General features: G+C 70.3%; 20 protein-coding genes. 8 read left to right on the top strand and 12 right to left on the bottom strand.

The features are described from left to right. Positions 1–72: 72 nt before the first annotated feature. Both VNW53_RS06130 and VNW53_RS06125 read left to right on the top strand, forming a co-directional pair. Positions 73–2,181 carry a ComEC/Rec2 family competence protein gene (locus VNW53_RS06130; RefSeq protein WP_325554272.1) on the top strand — a complete coding sequence of 703 codons (2,109 nt, stop codon included), beginning with the start codon at positions 73–75 and terminating at the stop codon, positions 2,179–2,181. Further along, positions 2,178–2,459: a hypothetical protein gene (locus VNW53_RS06125; protein ID WP_325554271.1), complete on the top strand. Its 282-nt coding sequence runs from the start codon at positions 2,178–2,180 to the stop codon at positions 2,457–2,459. The genes VNW53_RS06130 and VNW53_RS06125 overlap by 4 nt, the downstream gene beginning before the upstream one ends. 49 nt (positions 2,460–2,508) lie before the next feature. On the opposite strand, the gene VNW53_RS06120 is transcribed toward VNW53_RS06125, so the two are convergent. From VNW53_RS06120 to VNW53_RS06090, 7 genes are all read right to left on the bottom strand, one after another. Next, positions 2,509–2,826, bottom strand: a complete 318-nt coding sequence (locus VNW53_RS06120) for a hypothetical protein (RefSeq protein ID WP_325554270.1) — start codon at positions 2,824–2,826, stop codon at positions 2,509–2,511. Between the two features lie 138 nt (positions 2,827–2,964). Beyond that, positions 2,965–3,654 (bottom strand): transcriptional repressor LexA, encoded by a 690-nt coding sequence (gene lexA / locus VNW53_RS06115; protein ID WP_325554268.1) that lies wholly within the window; start codon positions 3,652–3,654, stop codon positions 2,965–2,967. Between the two features lie 145 nt (positions 3,655–3,799). Then, positions 3,800–4,591 carry an indole-3-glycerol phosphate synthase TrpC gene (trpC, locus tag VNW53_RS06110; protein WP_325554266.1) on the bottom strand — a complete coding sequence of 264 codons (792 nt, stop codon included), beginning with the start codon at positions 4,589–4,591 and terminating at the stop codon, positions 3,800–3,802. Beyond that, on the bottom strand, positions 4,588–5,601 hold the full coding sequence (gene trpD / locus VNW53_RS06105) for an anthranilate phosphoribosyltransferase (RefSeq protein ID WP_325554265.1): 1,014 nt from the start codon (positions 5,599–5,601) through the stop codon (positions 4,588–4,590). Before trpD ends, trpC begins: the two co-directional genes overlap by 4 nt. 10 nt (positions 5,602–5,611) lie before the next feature. After that, complete coding sequence (locus tag VNW53_RS06100; protein WP_325554264.1) at positions 5,612–6,202, bottom strand: aminodeoxychorismate/anthranilate synthase component II; 591 nt, start codon at positions 6,200–6,202, stop codon at positions 5,612–5,614. 25 nt (positions 6,203–6,227) lie between these two features. Next, positions 6,228–7,013 carry a 3-hydroxybutyrate dehydrogenase gene (locus tag VNW53_RS06095; RefSeq protein ID WP_325554262.1) on the bottom strand — a complete coding sequence of 262 codons (786 nt, stop codon included), beginning with the start codon at positions 7,011–7,013 and terminating at the stop codon, positions 6,228–6,230. Then, the gene (locus VNW53_RS06090; protein ID WP_325554261.1) at positions 7,010–8,227 is read right to left on the bottom strand and encodes a patatin-like phospholipase family protein; all 1,218 of its coding nucleotides are present in this window, start codon (positions 8,225–8,227) and stop codon (positions 7,010–7,012) included. The genes VNW53_RS06095 and VNW53_RS06090 overlap by 4 nt, the downstream gene beginning before the upstream one ends. An 83-nt stretch (positions 8,228–8,310) precedes the next feature. On the opposite strand from VNW53_RS06090, the gene VNW53_RS06085 reads away from it, so the two are divergent. Continuing rightward, positions 8,311–8,481, top strand: coding sequence for a hypothetical protein (locus VNW53_RS06085; RefSeq protein ID WP_325554259.1), 171 nt, complete (start codon positions 8,311–8,313; stop codon positions 8,479–8,481). Between the two features lie 6 nt (positions 8,482–8,487). Beyond that, positions 8,488–9,021 carry a hypothetical protein gene (locus VNW53_RS06080; RefSeq protein ID WP_325554257.1) on the top strand — a complete coding sequence of 178 codons (534 nt, stop codon included), beginning with the start codon at positions 8,488–8,490 and terminating at the stop codon, positions 9,019–9,021. A gap of 14 nt (positions 9,022–9,035) precedes the next feature. Here the strand turns inward: VNW53_RS06080 and trpE are convergent, their stop codons facing one another. Both trpE and VNW53_RS06070 read right to left on the bottom strand, forming a co-directional pair. Beyond that, the gene (gene trpE / locus VNW53_RS06075; RefSeq protein ID WP_325554255.1) at positions 9,036–10,568 is read right to left on the bottom strand and encodes an anthranilate synthase component I; all 1,533 of its coding nucleotides are present in this window, start codon (positions 10,566–10,568) and stop codon (positions 9,036–9,038) included. Continuing rightward, positions 10,565–12,520 carry a peptidylprolyl isomerase gene (locus VNW53_RS06070; RefSeq protein ID WP_325554253.1) on the bottom strand — a complete coding sequence of 652 codons (1,956 nt, stop codon included), beginning with the start codon at positions 12,518–12,520 and terminating at the stop codon, positions 10,565–10,567. Before VNW53_RS06070 ends, trpE begins: the two co-directional genes overlap by 4 nt. A 164-nt stretch (positions 12,521–12,684) precedes the next feature. Between VNW53_RS06070 and tpiA the strand changes: the two genes are divergently transcribed. Further along, complete coding sequence (gene tpiA, locus VNW53_RS06065) at positions 12,685–13,431, top strand: triose-phosphate isomerase (RefSeq protein WP_325554252.1); 747 nt, start codon at positions 12,685–12,687, stop codon at positions 13,429–13,431. A 128-nt stretch (positions 13,432–13,559) separates the two neighbouring features. Here tpiA and VNW53_RS06060 read toward each other — a convergent pair whose 3' ends face one another. Then, positions 13,560–14,339, bottom strand: a complete 780-nt coding sequence (locus VNW53_RS06060; RefSeq protein WP_325554251.1) for a PEPxxWA-CTERM sorting domain-containing protein — start codon at positions 14,337–14,339, stop codon at positions 13,560–13,562. Positions 14,340–14,616: 277 nt separating this feature from the next. Between VNW53_RS06060 and VNW53_RS06055 the strand changes: the two genes are divergently transcribed. Beyond that, on the top strand, positions 14,617–15,192 hold the full coding sequence (locus tag VNW53_RS06055) for a hypothetical protein (RefSeq protein WP_325554250.1): 576 nt from the start codon (positions 14,617–14,619) through the stop codon (positions 15,190–15,192). Between the two features lie 63 nt (positions 15,193–15,255). Here VNW53_RS06055 and VNW53_RS06050 read toward each other — a convergent pair whose 3' ends face one another. Together VNW53_RS06050 and VNW53_RS06045 are read right to left on the bottom strand one after the other, a co-directional pair. Further along, entirely contained in the window at positions 15,256–15,939 is a 684-nt protein-coding gene (locus tag VNW53_RS06050) for a hypothetical protein (protein ID WP_325554248.1), read from the bottom strand. A 355-nt stretch (positions 15,940–16,294) separates the two neighbouring features. After that, on the bottom strand, positions 16,295–16,789 hold the full coding sequence (locus VNW53_RS06045; RefSeq protein ID WP_325554247.1) for a GNAT family N-acetyltransferase: 495 nt from the start codon (positions 16,787–16,789) through the stop codon (positions 16,295–16,297). 194 nt (positions 16,790–16,983) lie between these two features. Here VNW53_RS06045 and secG point away from each other — a divergent pair, with 194 nt between their 5' ends. Continuing rightward, complete coding sequence (gene secG, locus VNW53_RS06040) at positions 16,984–17,403, top strand: preprotein translocase subunit SecG (RefSeq protein ID WP_325554246.1); 420 nt, start codon at positions 16,984–16,986, stop codon at positions 17,401–17,403. 74 nt (positions 17,404–17,477) lie between these two features. Then, the gene (locus VNW53_RS06035) at positions 17,478–19,118 is read left to right on the top strand and encodes a CTP synthase (protein WP_325554244.1); all 1,641 of its coding nucleotides are present in this window, start codon (positions 17,478–17,480) and stop codon (positions 19,116–19,118) included. The last annotated feature ends 44 nt before the right edge of the window (positions 19,119–19,162 follow it).

The raw sequence follows: 19,162 nt of genomic DNA, 5'->3' as shown, positions 1-19,162 counted from the left end.
GCCGCGGCGGGGGACGCCGGGGCGGCGCCTCTTAGCACGCGCCCCAAGCCCCGTCCTAGCCTCGGCGGCGCCATGCGGTGGCTGGCCGAGCAGGCGGCGCGGCAGGCGGACCGCTGGACCCTGTGGACGCCGGTGGCTTTCGGCTGCGGCGCGGGCGCCTATTTCGCCCTGCTGCGCGAGCCGCAGGCCTGGGTGGGCCTTGCAGGCGTCGCGGTCGCCGCCGCCCTGATCCTGGGGGCGAGCCGATGGAGCCGCGCGCGGGCGCTGACGGCGGCGCTGGTGCTGGCCGCCTGCGCGCTGGGCGGCTTCTCCATGGCCAAGCTGCGCACCGAGGGCGCCAAGGCGCCGGTAGCGAGCCAGGACACCCGCCCGCAGCGGCTGCAGGGCTGGGTGGTCGACGTCGTCAGCCCGGGGCAGGGCGGCCCGCGCCTGCTGGTCGCACCTGCGCGCATCGGGAGCTGGGCGCCGGCCGCGACCCCGATCCGGGTCCGGGTGACGCTGCGCGGCGGCTATCTCCCGGCGCCGGGCGAGCCGATCAGCCTGCTGGCGGTGATCAACACCCCGCCGCAACCGGCCAGCCCCGGCTCCTACGACTTCGCGCGCGACGCCTATTTCCAGAGCGTCGGCGGGGTGGGCTTTGCGCTGGGGCCCGTCCAGACCTGGTATCCGGACGCGCCGCCGCCCGCGCGGCTGCGGCTGACCATGCGGATCAACGCCCTGCGCTGGGCCCTGACCCGCCGCATCGTCGACACCCTGGGCGTCCAGAGCGGCGGGCTGGCCGCGGCCATGACGACCGGCCACGACGCGTTCATCCCCAAGGACGAGGTCAACGACCTGCGCGCCGCGGGCCTGGCGCACATCATCTCGATCAGCGGCCTGCACATGGCCATCGTCGGGGGCTTCGTCTTCGCCCTCTTGAGGTTCGGGATCGCCGCCTGGCCCTGGCTGGCTCTGCGGGTCCCGGGCAAGAAGCTGGCGGCGGGCGCGGCGCTTGCCGCCGTCCTGGCCTATCTGGTGCTTTCCGGCTGGCCGCCGCCGGCCGAGCGGTCCGCGGTGACCGCCGCCGTGGCGTTCGGCGCGATCCTGTTCGACCGCCAGGCGATCAGCCTGCACGCCCTGGCGCTCGCGGCCCTCGTGGTCCTGCTGCTGCAGCCCGAAGCGGTGACCCAGCCGGGGTTCCAGATGTCCTTCGCCGCCACCGCCGCCCTGGTGGCCCTGGCCGAGGTCTGGCCGCATCCGGTGCGGGAGATCAACACGCCCTGGCCGATCCGCATCGTGCAGGGCTTCTGGACCTGGCTGGCGGCCGGCGCGGCGGCCAGCTTCGTGGCCGGCACGGCCACCGGCCCCTTCGCCATGCAGGACTTCAACCGGGTCTCTACCTGGGGCCTGATCTCCAACCTGGTGACCGAGCCGATCTCCGGGTTCCTGATGATGCCGGGGCTGGCGATCGGCGCGGTCCTGGCGCCGTTCGGGCTGGGCGAATGGCCGCTGAAGGTGGCCGGCTTCGCCATCGACCTGATGAACCGCGTCGCACACATCGCCGCCACCGCGCCCTATGCCCAGCTCAATGTCGCCAGCGGGCCGCAGTGGGCCCTGCCGGCGGCGTTCCTCGGGCTCTTGTGGCTGTGCCTGTGGAAGGGTCGCCTGCGCTGGCTGGGCCTGCCCCTGGCGCTCGCTGTGAACCTCGCGCCGCGGCCGCCGACGCCGGACGTCTGGGTGGACGGCGCGGGCTCCGCCGTCGCGGTGCGTTCGGGCAAGGACGCCGTGCTCTTCCGCCCCGACGTGAAGCTGTTCGGCGCGGAGCTGTGGGCGCGCCGCAGGGGGCTGGAGCCGCAGACCACGCCGGCGGCGCGCGATGCGGCCTACGACTGCGACCACTGGAGCTGCACCCCGCTCGCCACCGCGCCGCTCAAGGTCGCCTCGGCCTGGAACCTCAAGCGGCCGCTGAAAGAGGGGCGCTTCGCGCAGATGTGCGGGTCGGCCGAGCTGGTGGTCCTGCGCAACGATTTTCCGCCGGAGAGCTGCGCCGCGCCCCTGGTGCTGACCGGGGCTGACTTCGCCCGCGGCGGCTCGGCCGAGCTCTGGCGGCAGGGGCCGGGCCGGTGGCGCATCGCCTGGGCGCAGGACCTGCGCGGCCGCCGTCCGTGGACCTGGGGGCCGGATCCGCGGTTGGTCCCATGATGTTCACCAAGCACCTGCGCGAGCCGGTCATGCGCGGCGAGGTCACCTGTAGCGTGCGCATCTGGCGCAGCGCCCACGTGAAGGTGGGCGGGCGCTACGCGCTCGGCGCGGGCCACATCGAAGTGACCGCGATCCGCGAGATCTCGCTGGAGGACGTCACGCCGGACCTGGCCCGCAGGTCGGGATTCCTCGGCGTTGTCGATCTGCTGAAGGTGGCCAAGCACGGGCCGGGCGAACGGGTGTTTCTCGTGGAGTTCACCTACCACGCCGCGCCCTGAGCGCGCGGAAGGAGCCCCGGCCGTCCAGGCCGAGGCTCCGAAGGCGACCTTACTTCTTGGCCGCGTCCTTATTGGCCTTGGCCGTGTCCTTGGCGGCGGCGTTGCTGGCGTCGGCGGCCTTATCGGCGTGGGCCGAGGCCTGTTTCGAGGCATCCGTGGCGGCCGCGGCGTCGGTCTTGGCAGCATCAGCGGTCGGCGCAGCGGCCGCGGCCGAGGCGTCCTTCGCGGCGGTGGTGGCCGCCGAGCTCGCGGCGGCGGATTCGGCGTTGGCCTTGGTGGTGTCCTCCGCGGCCTTTTCCGCCGGCTTGTTGCAGGCCGCAACGGCCAGACTCAGGGCGGCGATCGCCGAAAGCGTAATGAAGCGCATGGTTTGGTCTCTCCCTTGGGACTTCGCGAAGGCGCGAAGCCTTCTCATTCGTGGGCCATGGCTACGCGGCCCACCCAGCCCGATCGAAACGTCGGGCCAAGGTCGAGGTTGCCCTGAATCCCGCGGAGGAGACAGCGGTTAGTGGTAACGGCGGATCAGGCCGACCAGCTTGCCCTGCACAGCCACCTGGTCGGGGCCGAAGATGCGGGTCTCGTAGGCGGGATTGGCCGCCTCCAGCGCGATCGACGCTCCCTTGCGGCGCAGGCGTTTCAGGGTGGCTTCCTCGCCCATCACCAGGGCCACGACAATGTCGCCGGAGGTGGCGGTGTCCCCCTTGCGGATGACCACGAAATCGCCGTCCAGGATGCCGGCGTTGATCATCGAATCGCCCTGGATCTCCAGGACGAAGTGCTCGCCGGCGCCTAGCATGCTCTCGGCCACCGGAATGCGGTCGCGCTCTTGCTGGATCGCCTCGATCGGCGTGCCGGCGGCGATCTTGCCGAGGATCGGCAGGTCGCGGGTGTCGTTGGCGGCCGCCGGCATGGCGGGACCTCCGTCGACGATCTGCGGTTTGAACGGCGCGCGACCCTTGGGCGGCGCGGCCATGGTGGCCTGCTGCGGCAGCTTCACCACCTCCAGCGCCCGGGCCCGGTGCGGCAGGCGGCGCAGGAAGCCACGTTCCTCGAGCGCGGTGATCAGCCGGTGGATGCCGGATTTCGAGGCCAGGTCCAACGCCTCCTTCATCTCGTCGAAGGAGGGCGATACGCCGCTTTCCTTGATCCGCTCATGGATGAACATGAGCAGTTCGTGTTGCTTACGGGTGAGCATCGAACGGACCCTTGGTTGAGGCGCCGGAGAACAAAGCGCAAACGCTGTCGATGTTCTCTAGGTGTTCCGCATTAATGTCAAGTTACGGCTCGCGACCCTGAAACTTAAGCGGAATTTCCGGAGGGACGTTTCGCGCCTGGCCGACTCAGGCGGCGAGCAGGGCCCGGGTGGCGGCGGCCACATCGGCCTGCCGCATCAGGCTTTCTCCCACCAGCATGGCCTTGGCGCCCGACCGTTCCAGGCGCGCGGCGTCGGCCGGGGTGAAGATGCCGCTTTCGGTGACCAGCAAGGCGCCGGCCGGCGCGGCGGCGGCCAGTCGCTCGGTGATCGCCAGGTCGACGTCGAAGGTGCGCAGGTCGCGGTTGTTGACGCCCACCAGGTTGGCCTTCAGGGCGGCGGCGCGCGCGAGCTCGGAAGCGTCGTGCGTCTCCACCAGCACGTCCATCCCGTGGGCGTGGGCGGCCTCCATCAGGTCGGAGGCGAGGGTGTCGTCCACCATGGCCAGGATCACCAGGACAGCGTCGGCTCCGAGCGCGCGGCTCTCGGCCACCTGCCAGGGATCGACCAGGAACTCCTTGCGCAGGCAGGGCAGGCCGACCGCCGTCCGGGCGGTCACGAGGTAGTCGTCGGCGCCCTGGAAGCTCGGCGTGTCGGTCAGCACGGACAGGCAGGCCGCGCCGCCGGCCTCGTAGGCGCGGGCCAGGGCGGCCGGGTGGAAATCCTCGCGGATCACCCCGCGCGAGGGCGAGGCTTTCTTGATCTCGGCGATCAGCGCCAGGCGGCCCGGGCCGTGGGCCCGCTCGAGGGCGGCGCGGAAGCCGCGCGGCTCGGAGGCTTCGCGGGCCGCGGCTTCGACGGCGGCGAGGGGCCGGGCGGCCTTTCGCGCCGCCACCTCCTCGCGCTTGTAGGCGGCGATCCGATCGAGGATGTCGCTCATGCGCCGCCCAGGCTCCGGAGCTTGTCCAGCGCGCCCTGGGCGCGGCCGTCGTCGATCACCGCGGCGGCCAGCTCGACGCCTTCGCGCAGGGTCTCGACGGTCTCGCCCACCAGGAAGGCGGCGGCGGCGTTCAGCAGGACGATGTCCCGATAGGGGCCCTTTTGCCCGGCCAGCAGTTGGCGGAGCGCCGCGGCGTTCTGCTTGGGCGTCCCGCCGGTCAGGTCGGCCAGCGCCGCGCGGGGCAGGCCGACCGCTTCCGGCGTGACGGTGAAGAGGCGCACCTGGCCGTCGCGCAGTTCGGCGACGCTGGTCTCGCCCGTCGTGGTCATCTCGTCGAGGCCGCCGCCGTGCACCACCCAGGCGCGCTCCGAGCCCAGGGCCTTGAGCGCCTCGGCCAGCGGGGCCACCCAGCGCTCGGCGAAGACGCCCACCACCTGGCGCTGGGCCCCCGCCGGGTTGGTCAGCGGGCCGAGCAGGTTGAAGATGGTCCGGTAGCCCAGCTCGGCGCGGACCGGCGAGACGTGGCGCATGGCGCCGTGATGCGCCGGGGCGAACATGAAGCAGATGCCGGCCTCGTCCAGCGCGTTGAGCTGGCGGTCCGCAGGCATGGCGATGTCGACCCCGAGTTCGCTCAGCACGTCGGCCGTGCCCGACTTCGAGGACAGCGCCCGGTTGCCGTGCTTGGCGACCTTCAGGCCGCCGCCCGCCGCGACGAAGCCCACGGCGGTGGAGACGTTCAGGGTGTGCTGGCCGTCGCCGCCGGTCCCGCAGACGTCGATGGTCGGGAATTTGGGCTCGATGTGGACGGCGGCCCGTCGCATGGCCCGCGCGCAGGCGACGATCTCGCCCAGGGTCTCGCCGCGCATCCGCATGGCGGTCAGCGCCGCGCCCACCTGGCTGGGCGTCGGTTCGCCGCGCAGGCAGGCGGCGAAGAAGTCCCCGGCGTTGTCCTCCGACAGGGTGCCGCCGTCCGCCAGCAGGCTCAGCAGGGGCTTGAAGGTGTCGGACATGTGCGCGCGATCAGGCCTGGGCCAGGCGCCTCACGCCGGCGATCTCGAGGAAGTTGGCCAGCAGGTCGTAGCCGCATTCGGTGGCGATGGATTCGGGGTGGAACTGCACGCCGTGCACGGGCCGGCTCCTGTGCTGCACGCCCATGATCTCGCCGTCCTCGGTCCAGGCGGTGACTTCGAGATCCGCCGGCAGGTCCTCCTTGCGGACCGACAGGCTGTGGTAGCGCGTGGCGGTGAAGGGGGCCTTGAGGCCGGCGAAAACGCCCTTGCCCTCGTGGTGGATCTGGCTGGTCTTGCCGTGCATCAGGGCCTTGGCGTGGATCACCTCGCCGCCATAGGCCTGGCCGATCGCCTGGTGGCCCAGGCAGACCCCGAAGATCGGCAGATCGGCCGGCGCGGCCGCCAGCAGCTCCAGGCAGATGCCCGCGTCGTTGGGCGTCTTCGGGCCCGGGGACAGCAGCACGCCCTGCGGACGCAGCCCCAGGGCCTCGCGGACCGTCAGGGCGTCGTTGCGCGCGACATGCGTCTCCGCGCCCAGCTCATTGAGGTAATGAACCAGATTGTACGTGAAACTGTCGTAGTTATCGATCACCAGGATCATAGCGGCCCGCTCCTTGACGCGAGCCTTATTCCGCCGTCCAGCCGCCGTCCACCGACAGATTGGCCCCGGTGATCTGCTTGGCCGCGTCGCCGCAGAGGAAGACCACGATGGCGGCCACCTCCTCAGGCGTGACGAACTGCTTGGTGGGCTGGCTGTCCAGCAGGACGTCGTTGATCACCTGCTCGCGCGTCATATTGCGGGCCTTCATGGTGTCGGGGATCTGGTTCTCCACCAGCGGCGTCCAGACATAGCCGGGGCTGATGCAGTTCACGGTGACGCCGTGCGTGGCGAGCTCCAGCGCCGCGGTCTTGGTCAGGCCTGCGATGCCGTGCTTGGCGGCCACATAGGCCGACTTGAAGGGGGAGGCGACCAGGCTGTGGGCCGAGGCGGTGGAGATGATCCGGCCCCAGCCGCGCGTCTTCATGCCGGGAATCGCCGCGCGCATGGCGTGGAAGGCCGAGGACAGGTTGATGGCGAGGATCTGGTCCCACTTCTCGACCGGGAAGTCCTCGATCGGCGAGACGAACTGGATCCCGGCGTTGTTCACCAGCACGTCCACCGCCCCGAAGGTGGTCTCCGCGAGCGCCACCATGGCGGCGATCTCGGCCGGCTTGGTCATGTCGGCCGGCGAATGGATGCATTTGACGCCGAACTCCGACTCGATGGCGGCGCGCTCCTTCTCGATGTCCTCGGGCTTGCCGAAGCCGTTGATCAGGACGTTGGCGCCCTCGGCGGCGAGCGCGCGGGCGATGGCCAGGCCGATGCCGCTGGTCGAGCCGGTGACCACGGCGGTCTTGGATTTCAGGATCATGGGCGCGGGTCCTTGTTGTCGGAGTTTGAGCGGTCGGGATTGGGGTCGAGGCCGGGGTCGATGCTGACGGCGCCGCCGGGGCCGGGTTTCGGCGGATTGTGCGTCCGGCGCTGCACGCTGCGCTCGCCGTCCGCCAGGCCCGAGGCCCAGTGATCCAGCATGGTCTGGCGCGAGAACTCGACGTCCTTGAAGCTGCCCTCATAGGCGCGGTCGCGATAGATCAGTTGCACGACGATCACCGAGGGCTCCTTGGCGAACTCGCTGAGCAGCCTGATCTCCGGGTCTTCGGTCTTGTCTTCCGGCAGGGTCTTGAGCAGGCCGGCGAGACTGGTCTTCAGCCGGTGGATCCTGAGCTGGGCGTCGGTGGTCAGCCGGGTGCGGCTGGAAAAGCGGATGTCCTTCTCGCGCTCGGCCGCCTCCTGAAGGGTCTTGGGCATCGGCCCGCGGGCGTTGAACAGGTCCACCTGGTAGACGACCAGATCGTCCTGCTGGTCCTGGTCGAGCACGTATTCCAGCGGGGTGTTGGAGACCAGGCCGCCATCCCAATACCACTCGCCCTCGATCTCCACCGGCGGCAGGCCAGGCGGCAGGGCGCCGGAGGCCATGATGTGCTCCGGCCCGATCTTTTGATGGGCGTTGTCGAAATAGGTGAAGTTGCCGGTGCGGATATTGACCGCGCCTACGCTGAGCCGGGTCTCGCGCGCGTTGATCCGGTCGAAGTCCACCAGGCGCTCCAGCGTCGCCCTGAGCGGAGCGGAATCGTAGAAGCTCAGCGCCTCCGGCCCGCCGCTGGAGAGCAGCAATGGCGAGACGGCCCGCGGGGAGAAGAAGCCCGGCACGCCGGCGGCCATGGCCCAGCCGATGCTGGCGTCGCCCAGCAGGCCGCGGAAGAGGTCGGTCCCGTTGGGCGGCCCGAAGGACCAGCCGGAGGTCACCAGGCTCCAGAAGTCCTGCAGCCGCTCCAGGCGCTTCCCGGGCGCATTGCCGGCGATGATCGCGGCGTTGACCGCGCCGATCGAGATGCCGGCCAGCCAGTCCGGCTCCGGCCCCGCGCGGTTCAGCGCCTCATAGACCCCGGCCTGGTAGGAGCCCAGGGCCCCGCCGCCTTGCAGGACCAGGACGCGGCGCGGTTGGGCTGTGGTCATGGGATCGGCGGCGTCCAGGCGGCAGGCGCAGGTCGGAACGACCATATTGCGCTGCACAATGACGGCCATGTGGCGCCGCCGATTGCGCGGGGCAAGGCTCGGCGCGATCCTTGGGGATGGTCGGCATCGATTCTGCCCTGGATCGCGAGGCGATGGCCCGCGCCCGCGCCTTGCTCGAAGCGCCCCAGCGGCGTGAGCGGATATGGCCGGTCCTGGGGGCGGCGTGCCTGCTGGCGGCCTCGGCCCTGACCTTCGCCACCGCCATGATCCTGGCCCCGCCGCTGACCAGCGAGCACGTGGGCCACGAGCGCGGGGTGAAATAGGCCGCCGTGCCGGGCTGGCGACGCCGGGACGTCCTCGCGCTCGCGCTGTCGGCCGGCGCGCTGAGCCGCACGGCCCTGGGCGCGACGCCGCCCGATCCGTCGCCGGCGGCCTTCGTCCAGGCCTTCTACGACTGGTATCTCGCCCACATGACCGATCCCGACGGTCCAGGGTTCGAGGTCGCGCTGAAGGACAGGCCGCGCGCGTTCTCGAAGCCGCTGGCCGATGCGCTGCGCGCGGACCTGAGAGCCTCGGCGCGGGTTCGCGACGAGGTGGTCGGGCTCGACTTCGACCCGTTCCTCGGCAGCCAGGACCCGGACCCGGAATATCAGGTGGGGAACGTTCGCCGCGCCGGAGCGACCTGGCTTGCGGAGGTCCACGGCGTCCGAGCGGGCCGGCGGTCGCCGCGGCCGGATGTCACCGCGCAGGTCGCCCGCGGGCCCGACGGCTGGCTGTTCGTGAACTTCCGCTATCCCGAAGGCGACGACCTTCTCGCGACCCTGGCCGAGCTGAAGCGCGCGCGGCGGCGAGGTCGCCGATAGCTTCGGCGCGGGCGCTAGACGAAGCGCCAGCTCTCCTCGGCGGCCCGGCGCAGGGCCCGGGCCTTGTGGAGGGTCTCTTCGTATTCGGCGTTGGGATCGCTATCGGCCACCACGCCGCCGCCGGCCTGGACATACATCGTCCCGTCCTTGAAGAGGGCGGTGCGCAACACGATGCAGGTATCGACCGACCCGTCCGCGCCGAAGTAGCCGACGCCGCCGGCGTAGCCCAGGCCGCGCTTTTCGATCTCCAGCTCGTCGATGATCTCCATGGCCCGCACCTTGGGCGCCCCGGAGAGCGTGCCGGCGGGCAGGGCGGCCATCACCACGTCGACCGGATCCAGGCCGTCCGGCGCGTCGCCCTCGACGTTGGAGACCAGGTGCATCACGTGGCTGTAGCGCTCGACGAAGAAGCTCGCGGTCACCCGCACCCGCGGGGCATGGCGCGTCGGGGGGGGCTCGTTGGCGCCGGCCGCCTTCAGCATCGCCACCCGGCCCACGTCGTTGCGTCCCAGGTCCAGCAGCATCAGGTGCTCGGCGCGCTCCTTGGGGTCGGAGACCAGCTCCTGCTCCAGGGCCGCATCCTCGGCGGGCGTCGCGCCGCGCGGCCGGGTGCCGGCGATGGGCCGGATGGTGATCTTGCCGTCGCGCAGCCGCACCAGGATCTCCGGCGAGGACCCCGCCAGCTGGAAGTCGCCGAAGTTCAGATAGAACAGGAACGGCGAGGGATTGGTCCGCCGCAGCGACCGGTAGAGGGCGAAGGGATCGCGCTTGAAGGGGCTGCGGAACCGGTGGCTCGGCACCACCTGGAAGACGTCGCCGGCCCGGACGTAATCCTTGGCCGTCTCGACAATCTCGCAATAGCGCTCGCGACTGACCGGCGAGGTGAAGGCGTCGGGCTCCGGAACGCCGTCGCCCGCCAGCGGCGGAGTGGGCCGCCGCAGGTCCGCCATCACAGCTTGGATGCGGCCCTGCGCGACGGCGTAGGCCTCTTCGGCCGAGGCCGCCCCGGGTCGGACCGGCGTCACCAGGACGATCTCCTGGGCGATGGCGTCGAAGATCGCCACGATCGAGGGCCGGGTCATCACCCCGTCGGGCAGGCCCAGCGGGTCGGGATTGACGTTGGGCAGCCGCTCGACAAGCCGGATCATGTCGTAGCCGATGGCCCCGAACAGGCCCGCGGACGGCGGCGGCAGGCCGGCCGGCATCTCGATCCGAGACGCCGCCACCAGGTCGCGCAGGCTGTCCAGCGCCCCGCCGGCTTGGGGGGCGAACCGGCCGGCGGCGATGTCCTCGCCCTCGGCCACCTCGGCCCGGTCGCCGTGGCAGCGCCAGACGAGGTCCGGATTGAGGGTGATGATCGAGTAGCGCGCGCGGAAGGCGCCGCCCTCCACGCTCTCGAACAGGAAGGCGTAGGGCCGCCCGTGCCCGATTTTCAGATAGGCCGAGACCGGCGTCTCCAGGTCGTCGATCAGGCGGGTCCAGACGAGCTGTGGGCGCCCCGCCCGATATGCCTGCTCGAAAGCCGGATACGCAGGCTCGACGGTCATTTCGCCAGCGGCGCCTTGCCCGGAGCGCCCGCCTGGCCCGCGGCGGCCGCCTTCTTCGGGTCGATCGGCTCCAGGCCGATCGCTTCGCGCGCCCGGTTGGCGTCGACGTTCACCTTGATCTTCCGACGCGCGGCGACGTGGGCGCTCTCGCCCAGCTCCCGGATGTAGCCGCTGCTCATCTGCGGGCGCATCTGTTCGGCGGTCTGCGCCAGGGTGGCCGTATCGCCGACGTGCACCGCCTCCAGCTTGCCGACCACGAAGCCGAAGTGGCTGTTCTGGGCGGTGAAGACGTCGCCGGGGCGCGAGGTGAAGAGCTTGCCCAGCATGTCCTGCGACAGGGTCTGGTTCTGGCCGGCGTTGCGGCGGTCGATGCCGGGGACCTGCACGACGCTGGAGCCAGCGGAGGCGGCGACCGCCTCCAGGCTCTCGCCCTTCTTGATCCGCGCGACGAGGCCGTCGGCCTTGGCCTGCATGGCCCGCACCAGCTCGCGCTGGGTCCAGGCCCGGGCCAGCATCGGCTTGATCTCGTCGAAGGGCGGCAGGGCGGCCGGCGTGACCTTCTCGACCCGCACGGCGAAGAACTCGCCGTTGCCGGCGTCCTCGACCTCGCTCTCGCCGCCGGCGGGCAGGGCCCAGGCGGCTTCCATCAGCTTCTGGTTCAGGCCGGGGACGGGCTGGCCGGTCAGGTCGCGGCCGCCTTGCGAGACCGGCCCGATCGTCGCAGTGGGCACGCCGGCCTTGGCGGCGGCGGCGGCGAGGTTGGCGCCGCCCTGGTGGGCGTCGTCATAGGCCTGGGTCAGGGCGTAGACCTTCTCCGAGGCCTGGTCCTTGCGGATCTCGGCCTCGAGCGCGGGCTTCACCTCTTCCAGCGTAACCGCCCGGCCGGGGGTGACCGACAGCACCTTGAGGACGGCCAGGCCCAGGTCGCCCTTCACCGTGGCCACCTGGCCCGAGGGCGTGGCGAAGGCCGCGGCGGCGACCTTCTTGTCGGGGATCGCGGACTGCGGCTTGTTGGCGTAGGTGATCGCCTCGACGCCGGCCGCCTTGGCGGTGAGCGCCGGATCGGCCCCACCGGCCAGGCCCTTGGCGACCTGCGCGGCGGTCGCGGGATCCCTGGCCGGGATCTGGATAACCGTCCGCGTCTCGGGCGTCGACAGGGTGTCCTTGCGGAAGTTGAAGCGCTTCTGCAGCTCCGCCGGATCGACCGGCGCATTGGCCGCCACCTGGGTCGGTGAGAAGCGCACGACCGTCAGCGTGCGGAACTCCGGCCGGGTGAGCTGGGCCTTGTTCTCGTTCATCAGCTCGGTGAGCTGGGCGTCGGTGGGCGCGGCCGGCTGCGGCACGCTGGTGGGCTCGATGGGGAAATAGCCCATGTCGCGGCTCTCGAGCGTGTAGATCGCCGCGAGCGCGGCGTAGGCGCGCGGCGTGCGCAGGCCCGCGATCAGGCCGCTGGCGGCGTGCTGCTCGGCGAGCTGGTCGCGGATCTGGCTTTCCAGAGCCACCGGGGTCAGGCCGTTGTCGGCCAGCCGGCGCTGGTAGGCGGTCTTGTCGAAACGGCCGGTCACCTGGTCGAAGAAGGCGGGGATCTTCTGGATTTCCGCGGCGATCAGCTTGTCGGACGGGCGGATGCCCATGCGGTTCAGCGCCTCGGCGAAGGCTTCGCTGGTCGCCAGCCCCTCCACCACCTGGCGGTCCAGGCCGTTCTCCGCCGCCAACTCCGCCGAGATCGGCCGGCCGACCTGCTGCTCGACGCGGGCCTTGTAGCCGTCGAAGGCGCGCTTGAACTCCGCCGGCGAAATGCTGCGCGAGCCGGCGGTGATCACCGCATTGGTGAACCTCGGCCGGAAGACGTCGCGGTTGCCGATCCCGAAAACGACGAAGCTGACGATCAGCAGGCCAAACAGCAGGGTGGCGACCCAGGATTTCGCGAAGGAGCGAATGGCGGCGAGCATTGAAACCCTTTCAGGAGCCCGCAACCGGGCGCAGGCGTGGGCGCCGGTATAGTGGACGCTCCTTCGTTCAAGCAAGCATGGCTCGCCCCGCAAGCGCGTGACATAGGGCGCAGCTTGGCTTAACCGCGCCGCGCGGCGTCGAGTCGCCAGCAAAGCGAGGCCAGATGACCGCTCCGACCCCCCTGATCGCCGGAAACTGGAAGATGAACGGCCTGGCCGCGTCGCTCGACGAGGCGCGCGCCGTCGCCGCGGGCCTGGGCGGCCTGGGGGACGCACGGGTGGCGATCTGCCCGCCGGCGACGCTGATCGACCGGCTGCGCCAGGCGATCGGCGGCGGGCCGGTGCTGCTGGGCGGCCAGGACTGCCGCGCCGAAGCCTCGGGCGCCTTCACCGGCGACCTCTCCGCCGAGATGCTGGCCGACGCGGGGGCGAGCCTGGTGATCCTCGGCCACTCCGAGCGGCGCGCCGGCCACGGCGAGACCGACGCCCTGGTGGCGGCCAAGGTGGGCGCGGCCCTGCGCGCCGGCCTGGAGCCCATCGTCTGCGTGGGCGAGACCTTGGAGCAGCGGCAGGCGGGCGAGGCGCTCGCGGTCGTGACCGGGCAGGTGAGGGGCTCCCTGCCGCCCGAACTCGCCGGCCGCCGCTTCGCGGTCGCCTATGAGCCCGTGTGGGCCATCGGCACGGGGCTGACGCCCACGACCGCCGAGATCGAGGAGATGCATGCGGCCGTCCGCGCGACCCTGCGTGAGATGTTCGGCGCGGCCGGCGAGACGGCGCCGATCCTCTACGGCGGCTCCGTGAAACCCTCCAACGCCGCGGAGATCCTGCATGCGGCGGAGGTCGGCGGAGCCCTGGTCGGCGGCGCCTCGCTGAAGGCCGCGGACTTTCTGGGGATCATCCAGGGGCTGTAGTGCAGCCGGAGACGACTTTCGCCTTCCGACCCATCGCGGACCTTCAGAGAGCCCGCTGTCGGGGGACAGCGGACACGAGAACGCCGCCGATCCGCGGACCGGCGGCGCCTCAGAGTTGGCGGTCGTGCTTAGGCGGCGACCAGCGCGCGGCGGCGGCGAAGAGCCGCGCCGGCCAGGCCGAAGCCGCTAAGCATCAGAGCCCAGGCCGCAGGCTCGGGAACCGCGCCGCCTGCCCCCGCCGTGTAGGCGATAACGTCGTCCGTCAATCCGTTGCCGCTCTCATGGAAATTGGAGGTGGTGAGGCCGCTGTACATGACATAACCGCTGCCAAGCGCCGCGCCGGCGATGATCGGGCCGTTACCGCCGTCGCCATCCATGAAATCGGTGAGGCCCGACCCGCTGACGGTGTCGTGCGCCAAGTAGCCCCCGCACTGGTTCGTCGGGGTTACCGCGAAGGTGAAGGCCGCGCTCCCAGCCGCCGTGAGCGTGCCGCAGCCGCTGAAGGGCGGCGGGGCGTTCAGGGCGCCCGGGCCGATGCCGGAGATCGAAACACCCTGGTTCGAAGCCGACTGGAGGAGCAGGTGACCGCCGTTGGCGACCCAATCCGTGACCGTCGACGAGTTCGCCGCCAGGAAGTCGGCGAGTTCCTGGGTGGAGCTGTTGCCGCCCTCCAGCATGACGAAGCTGTTGCCCGCCGAGAACAGCGACGCGGCGTCGAGGCCGGCGTAGCTCACTTCGCTGAAGTTGGCGCCAAAGACGTCGGTCATGTTGGCGCTCTCGTTGAAGCCCCAGGTCTTGCCCACATCCTCGACGAGCACGTTGCCGCCGGCCGCGTGGGCCGCGCCGCTGATCGCGATGGACGATGCAAGGGCCAACCCGGCCGCGGCCATGAACAGTTTGAACTTCATCTGGTCCCCTCAAAAACTTGGTCGTTCGAACGACCACCGGCAGTCGCATGGTTTCCCAGAGGTAAAAACTGAAGACACCTCTCAGGGGAGTTTCGCCCGACAGGGGAGTCTCGCCCGAAATGTCCCTTCGCCGACGCACGAACAGGGAGCGTGGAATGGACAATCCCCACCGACGCCCGAAGGGGACCGCTTCGGGGTCCGCCTGGGATGAAAAGCGCGCCTGACGAAGGTAGGCTGGTGTCCCGCGGCGGGATGCGGTTCGCTCGAAGAGGCTGGAATGTCGACACCCGACGCCCCTTGGTCGGTCGCCTGGAGCGGTGAACAGTCCTTCCGGCTGCAGCCCTCGCGGGACTTTCCCGGCATGGTGGAGCTTGACCAGAAGCACGCGCCAGGCGTCGGCCGGCCGCTCTTCGCCGCGGTGCACGTCACCCGCCAGCGGCGCGGGATGGTCGACCTGCTTTGCCATGTGTGCGGCAAGCCGACGCCGCCGCAAGACCGCTACGTCTTCCCCGTGGCGTCGGGCGGACTGGTGACCCTGCATGACGGATCCCAGCAGTATGGGTGCAACGTGCCGCCCATCCATTACGCCTGCACGGCCATGGCCCTCGAGGCCTGTCCACACCTTTCAAGGCTGCTGGAACGCCCTCTGAAATGTTCCGCGGACGAGGGTCGGCTCATTCATCGCACGGACGTGACGCCCGGCCTGGAGGCGCTGGCCGCGACCTTGCCCGCAGGCCAGGAGGTCGTGTTCTCATGCTACCGGCTATATGGCCCTGAGTTCACCCGCCAGGTGGTGGCCGCCAGGAACGAATGGGACCAGCGGGCGCGGTCCCGGCGAAGCGCATCGCGCTAGGTCCGCCTAGGGTCGAAAGCTCGCATCGGCCCCGATCCGGCAAGCAGGCGTGGCCGTCGGGGGTCAGTGCTTGGCGGCGAGGGCGCCGGGCATCCTCGCCAAGCCTTCGCGGGTCGGGGTCGTGATCGCCCAGCAGACGCTGAATGGCGGATCGCGGCGCAGGGTCGGCCGCAAGCCTTCGGCGGCCGCGCGGCTCAGGATGAGGCCGGCGACCTGGTGCATCGAGCCGTTGTAGAACCGCGCCTGCTCGATCTCGGCCTTCGCGGCCAGCTTCCCGTCGGGGCTGAGGCGATCGAGCCCGGTCAAGCCGTCAAGGCGAGACCAAGTCTGCTGCTCGGCGTTGTTCATCTCGTAGTAGTAGCGCAGGGTGGTGTACAGAAATCCGAACCGCGATTGCCAGGTCGTGGGCAGCAAGCTCACGCGACCGCTTTGCGACGCCGCATCCCAGCGCGCGGCCTCGACGGCATAGCGCGGTGGGCGGCCGATCCAGCTTGGGCCGCGGATGCCCCCCGTGGCGGTCGATGTGTCCACCACCCGCTCAAGTTCGTCGAGCCTGGCCTCGACGCAATCATATGCGAAATCGCGTTGCTCGATCCGCGTGATGTCGACAACCACCTCGGCGCGGATCGCATCTTGCGCCTCCGCGGCGTCCGCGCGGTGACGCAACGCCTCCGCCGCCTGCTCCGCCCCCAACGCCGTCAGCACGCCGACCACGATGATCAGGTACTCCTTCAGGAACTCGCGCACGCCGCGCCAGGGCTTGGGTTTGTGGATGTCCATTTGCCCCCCGGCGGATCACTGGGAGCGCAGCTAACCGGACTCGCCGAACCCCCGCAACCTACGGCGACGAGAGCGGGACCGAAGGCCGAGCGCAACGAAGAACCGATGGTGGAGGGGCGAGCCCCAGACGCGACCTCTCAGCCTCGATCAACGCCAGAGCGCGCGGCGGCGCGCCAAGTCTCTCAACCGCCAAGGACACCAAGTTCGCCAAGGGGCCGAGGGCCATCAGGCTGCGCGCACAGGTCATCACCGCCGTCTTAGCGTTCTTGGTGTCCTTGGTGGTTGAATGGCCGAGCCTCGGCTAAAATTGGCCGGGCTCAGCCTAAAGCAACAGCCCGAACAGCCGGCAATCGCGCCGCTCGCCGTCGCGCAGGACGTGGCCGCGCAGCATGCCCTCTTCCTCGAAGCCCAGTTTTTCCAGCAGGGCGTCGGAGCGCCGGTTGCCCAGGTGGCTGCGGGCGAGGAGGCGGCGCAGGCCCGAGGCCGCCGCATAGGCCAGCACCGCCTGCATGGCCTCCAGCGCATAGCCCTGGCCCCAGGCCTCGCGCCCCAGCATGAAGCCCACCTCGGCGCGATGGTGCCGCCGGTCGATCTCCGAGAGGTCGCAGGTGCCGAAGAACTGGTCGTCGCCCAGCGCGCGCATCGCCCAGTAGATGGCGCGGCCCTCGGACATCTCCTCGACCTGGCCCTCGACGATGTTGGCGATGACGTCCGGGTCGTCGATCTCGCCCACGTCCCAGAAAGCCATCACCTCGGCGTCGGCCATCAGGGGGAAGATGTATTGCGTGTCCTCGGCCACCAAGGGCGTGAGCCGCATCCTCTGGGTCTCCAGAGTCGGCAAGAGGCTGAGGTCGGGACTCATCTTGGACAAATGCTTGTGTGACGCCTGCGACGCCCTAGCTATGGCCTTGCGGCCGTCCCGGTGATAGAGCCCGCGCTTCATTTCGCTTGCCGTTCCTGCAATTCGCCGCGGGTGTGACCGGCTGAACGCATAAAGACTAAAGAAGACCCATGCTGATTGGCCTCCTGCTCGCCGCCCAGATCGTCGTAAGCCTCGCCCTGATCGGCGTGGTGCTGCTGCAGCGCTCGGAAGGCGGCGGTTTCGTGGGCGGCGGCAGCCCGTCGGGCATGATGTCCGTGCGCGGCGTGGGCGACCTGCTCACCCGCACGACCTGGATCCTCGGCTCGGCCTTCTTCATCATCGCCCTGGTGCTGACGATCCTGCAGGGCCGTGAGAAGGGCGGGTCCTCCGTGGTCGACCGGCTGAAGATCGACAACGTCGATCCCTCGACCCTGAACCAGCCGAAGCCCGCCCAGCCGGGCAATCCGCAGAGCGCGCCGGCTCCGCTGCAGGCGCCGGCGCCCACGATCAACAATCCCTTCCTCGGTCAGCCGGCCCAGCCCGCGCCGTCCGCGCCCCCGCAGCAATAGTTTTGCCCAGGATTGTTGGGGTCCGGCGCCGATTGCGTCAGCGCGCCCGCGAATCGCTGCTAATCTGAACGCCCATGGCCCGGTACATCTTCATCACCGGCGGCGTGGTCTCCTCATTGGGTAAGGGTCTCGCGTCCGCCGCTCTTGGCGCGCTCCTCCAAGCGCGGGGCTACGGCGTCCGGCTTCGCAAGCTCGACCCCTATCTCAACGTCGATCCGGGGACGATGAGCCCCTATCAGCACGGCGAGGTCTTCGTGACCGACGACGGGGCCGAGACCGACCTGGACCTGGGCCACTACGAGCGGTTCACCGGCGTCAACGCCACCCGCAACGACAACATCACCACGGGCCAGATCTACAAGACGATCATCGAGAAGGAGCGGCGCGGGGACTACCTCGGCGCCACCGTCCAGGTGATCCCGCACGTCACCGGCGAGATCAAGGACTTCGTCCTCTCAGATCCGGGCGAGGGGGTCGACTTCGTGCTGGTCGAGGTGGGCGGCACGGTGGGCGACATCGAGGGCCTGCCGTTCTTCGAAGCGATCCGTCAGTTGGGCCAAGAGCTCCCGAGAGGGCATGCCTGTTTCATCCACCTGACCCTGCTGCCGTTCATCAAGACGGCGGGCGAGATGAAGACCAAGCCCACCCAGCACTCGGTGAAGGAGCTGCGCTCCATCGGCATCCAGCCGGACATCCTGCTCTGCCGCTGCGAGATGCCGATCCCCGAGGGCGAGCGGAAGAAGCTGGGCCTGTTCTGCAACGTGCGGCCGAGCGCCGTCATCCAGGCGATGGACTCGTCCAACATCTACGCCGTGCCGCTGGACTACCACGAGCAGGGCCTCGACGATGAGGTGCTGGACGTCTTCGGGATGAAGGACACGGCCCCGGCGCCGGACCTGTCGCGCTGGGAGGCGATCTCCCACACGCTGAGCCACCCGGACGGCGAGGTGAATATCGCCATCGTCGGCAAGTACACCGCGCTTACCGACGCCTACAAATCCCTGATCGAGGCCCTGACCCACGGCGGGGTGGCCAACAACGTCCGCGTCAAGTTCGACTGGATCGAGGGCGAGGCCTTCGAGCGCGACGAGCAGATGATCGGCGAGCGCCTGACCGGGGTGCACGGGGTCCTGGTGCCGGGCGCTTTTGGGGAACGCGGCTCGGAGGGGATGATCCGCGCGGTGCAGTTCGCCCGCGAGCACGCCATCCCCTATTTCGGCATCTGCTTCGGCATGCAGATGGCGATGATCGAGGCGGCGCGGAACCTGGCCGGCATCCACCAGGCGTCCTCCACCGAGTTCGGGCCCACCTCCGAGCCGATCGTCGGCCTGATGACCGAGTGGGTTCGCGGCAACGAAAAGGAAATCCGCGGGGAGGGCGGCGAGCTTGGCGGCACCATGCGCTGCGGCGCCTACGAGGCCGTGCTGACCCCGGGCAGCCTGGTCGCGGAAATCTACGGGACCTCCACCATCTCGGAGCGTCACCGCCACCGCTACGAGGTCAACATCGGCTACCGCGAAGCGATCGAGCGGACCGGCCTGAAGTTCACCGGCCTGTCGCCTGACGGCGTCCTGCCGGAGCTCTGCGAGCGCACCGACCATCCCTGGTTCGTGGGCGTCCAGTACCATCCGGAACTGAAGAGCCGGCCCTTCGACCCGCACCCGCTGTTCGCCAGCTTCATTGGCGCCGCCCGCAACCGCAGCCGGCTGGTCTAGCGCCCGTCGGCTTGACGCCCTCCGGCGGAGGTGGGCTCTTCTGG

The sequence above is a fragment of the Phenylobacterium sp. genome (assembly GCF_035569475.1).
Taxonomy (GTDB): Bacteria; Pseudomonadota; Alphaproteobacteria; order Caulobacterales; family Caulobacteraceae; genus Phenylobacterium.
This window is presented reverse-complemented; position numbering and strand designations above follow the sequence as displayed.

Bases quoted from the DNA above. Each gene is read 5' to 3' on its own strand.
- secG (WP_325554246.1), top strand. From the start codon at position 16,984: ATGCTGATTGGCCTCCTGCTCGCCGCCCAGATCGTCGTAAGCCTCGCC.
- trpC (WP_325554266.1), bottom strand. From the start codon at position 4,591: ATGAGCGACATCCTCGATCGGATCGCCGCCTACAAGCGCGAGGAGGTG.
- VNW53_RS06095 (WP_325554262.1), bottom strand. From the start codon at position 7,013: ATGATCCTGAAATCCAAGACCGCCGTGGTCACCGGCTCGACCAGCGGC.
- trpE (WP_325554255.1), bottom strand. From the start codon at position 10,568: ATGACCGTCGAGCCTGCGTATCCGGCTTTCGAGCAGGCATATCGGGCG.
- VNW53_RS06055 (WP_325554250.1), top strand. From the start codon at position 14,617: ATGTCGACACCCGACGCCCCTTGGTCGGTCGCCTGGAGCGGTGAACAG.
- VNW53_RS06045 (WP_325554247.1), bottom strand. From the start codon at position 16,789: ATGCGGCTCACGCCCTTGGTGGCCGAGGACACGCAATACATCTTCCCC.
- tpiA (WP_325554252.1), top strand. From the start codon at position 12,685: ATGACCGCTCCGACCCCCCTGATCGCCGGAAACTGGAAGATGAACGGC.
- VNW53_RS06100 (WP_325554264.1), bottom strand. From the start codon at position 6,202: ATGATCCTGGTGATCGATAACTACGACAGTTTCACGTACAATCTGGTT.
- lexA (WP_325554268.1), bottom strand. From the start codon at position 3,654: ATGCTCACCCGTAAGCAACACGAACTGCTCATGTTCATCCATGAGCGG.
- VNW53_RS06090 (WP_325554261.1), bottom strand. From the start codon at position 8,227: ATGGCCGTCATTGTGCAGCGCAATATGGTCGTTCCGACCTGCGCCTGC.
- VNW53_RS06085 (WP_325554259.1), top strand. From the start codon at position 8,311: ATGGCCCGCGCCCGCGCCTTGCTCGAAGCGCCCCAGCGGCGTGAGCGG.
- VNW53_RS06060 (WP_325554251.1), bottom strand. From the start codon at position 14,339: ATGAAGTTCAAACTGTTCATGGCCGCGGCCGGGTTGGCCCTTGCATCG.
- trpD (WP_325554265.1), bottom strand. From the start codon at position 5,601: ATGTCCGACACCTTCAAGCCCCTGCTGAGCCTGCTGGCGGACGGCGGC.
- VNW53_RS06035 (WP_325554244.1), top strand. From the start codon at position 17,478: ATGGCCCGGTACATCTTCATCACCGGCGGCGTGGTCTCCTCATTGGGT.
- VNW53_RS06125 (WP_325554271.1), top strand. From the start codon at position 2,178: ATGATGTTCACCAAGCACCTGCGCGAGCCGGTCATGCGCGGCGAGGTC.
- VNW53_RS06130 (WP_325554272.1), top strand. From the start codon at position 73: ATGCGGTGGCTGGCCGAGCAGGCGGCGCGGCAGGCGGACCGCTGGACC.
- VNW53_RS06120 (WP_325554270.1), bottom strand. From the start codon at position 2,826: ATGCGCTTCATTACGCTTTCGGCGATCGCCGCCCTGAGTCTGGCCGTT.
- VNW53_RS06070 (WP_325554253.1), bottom strand. From the start codon at position 12,520: ATGCTCGCCGCCATTCGCTCCTTCGCGAAATCCTGGGTCGCCACCCTG.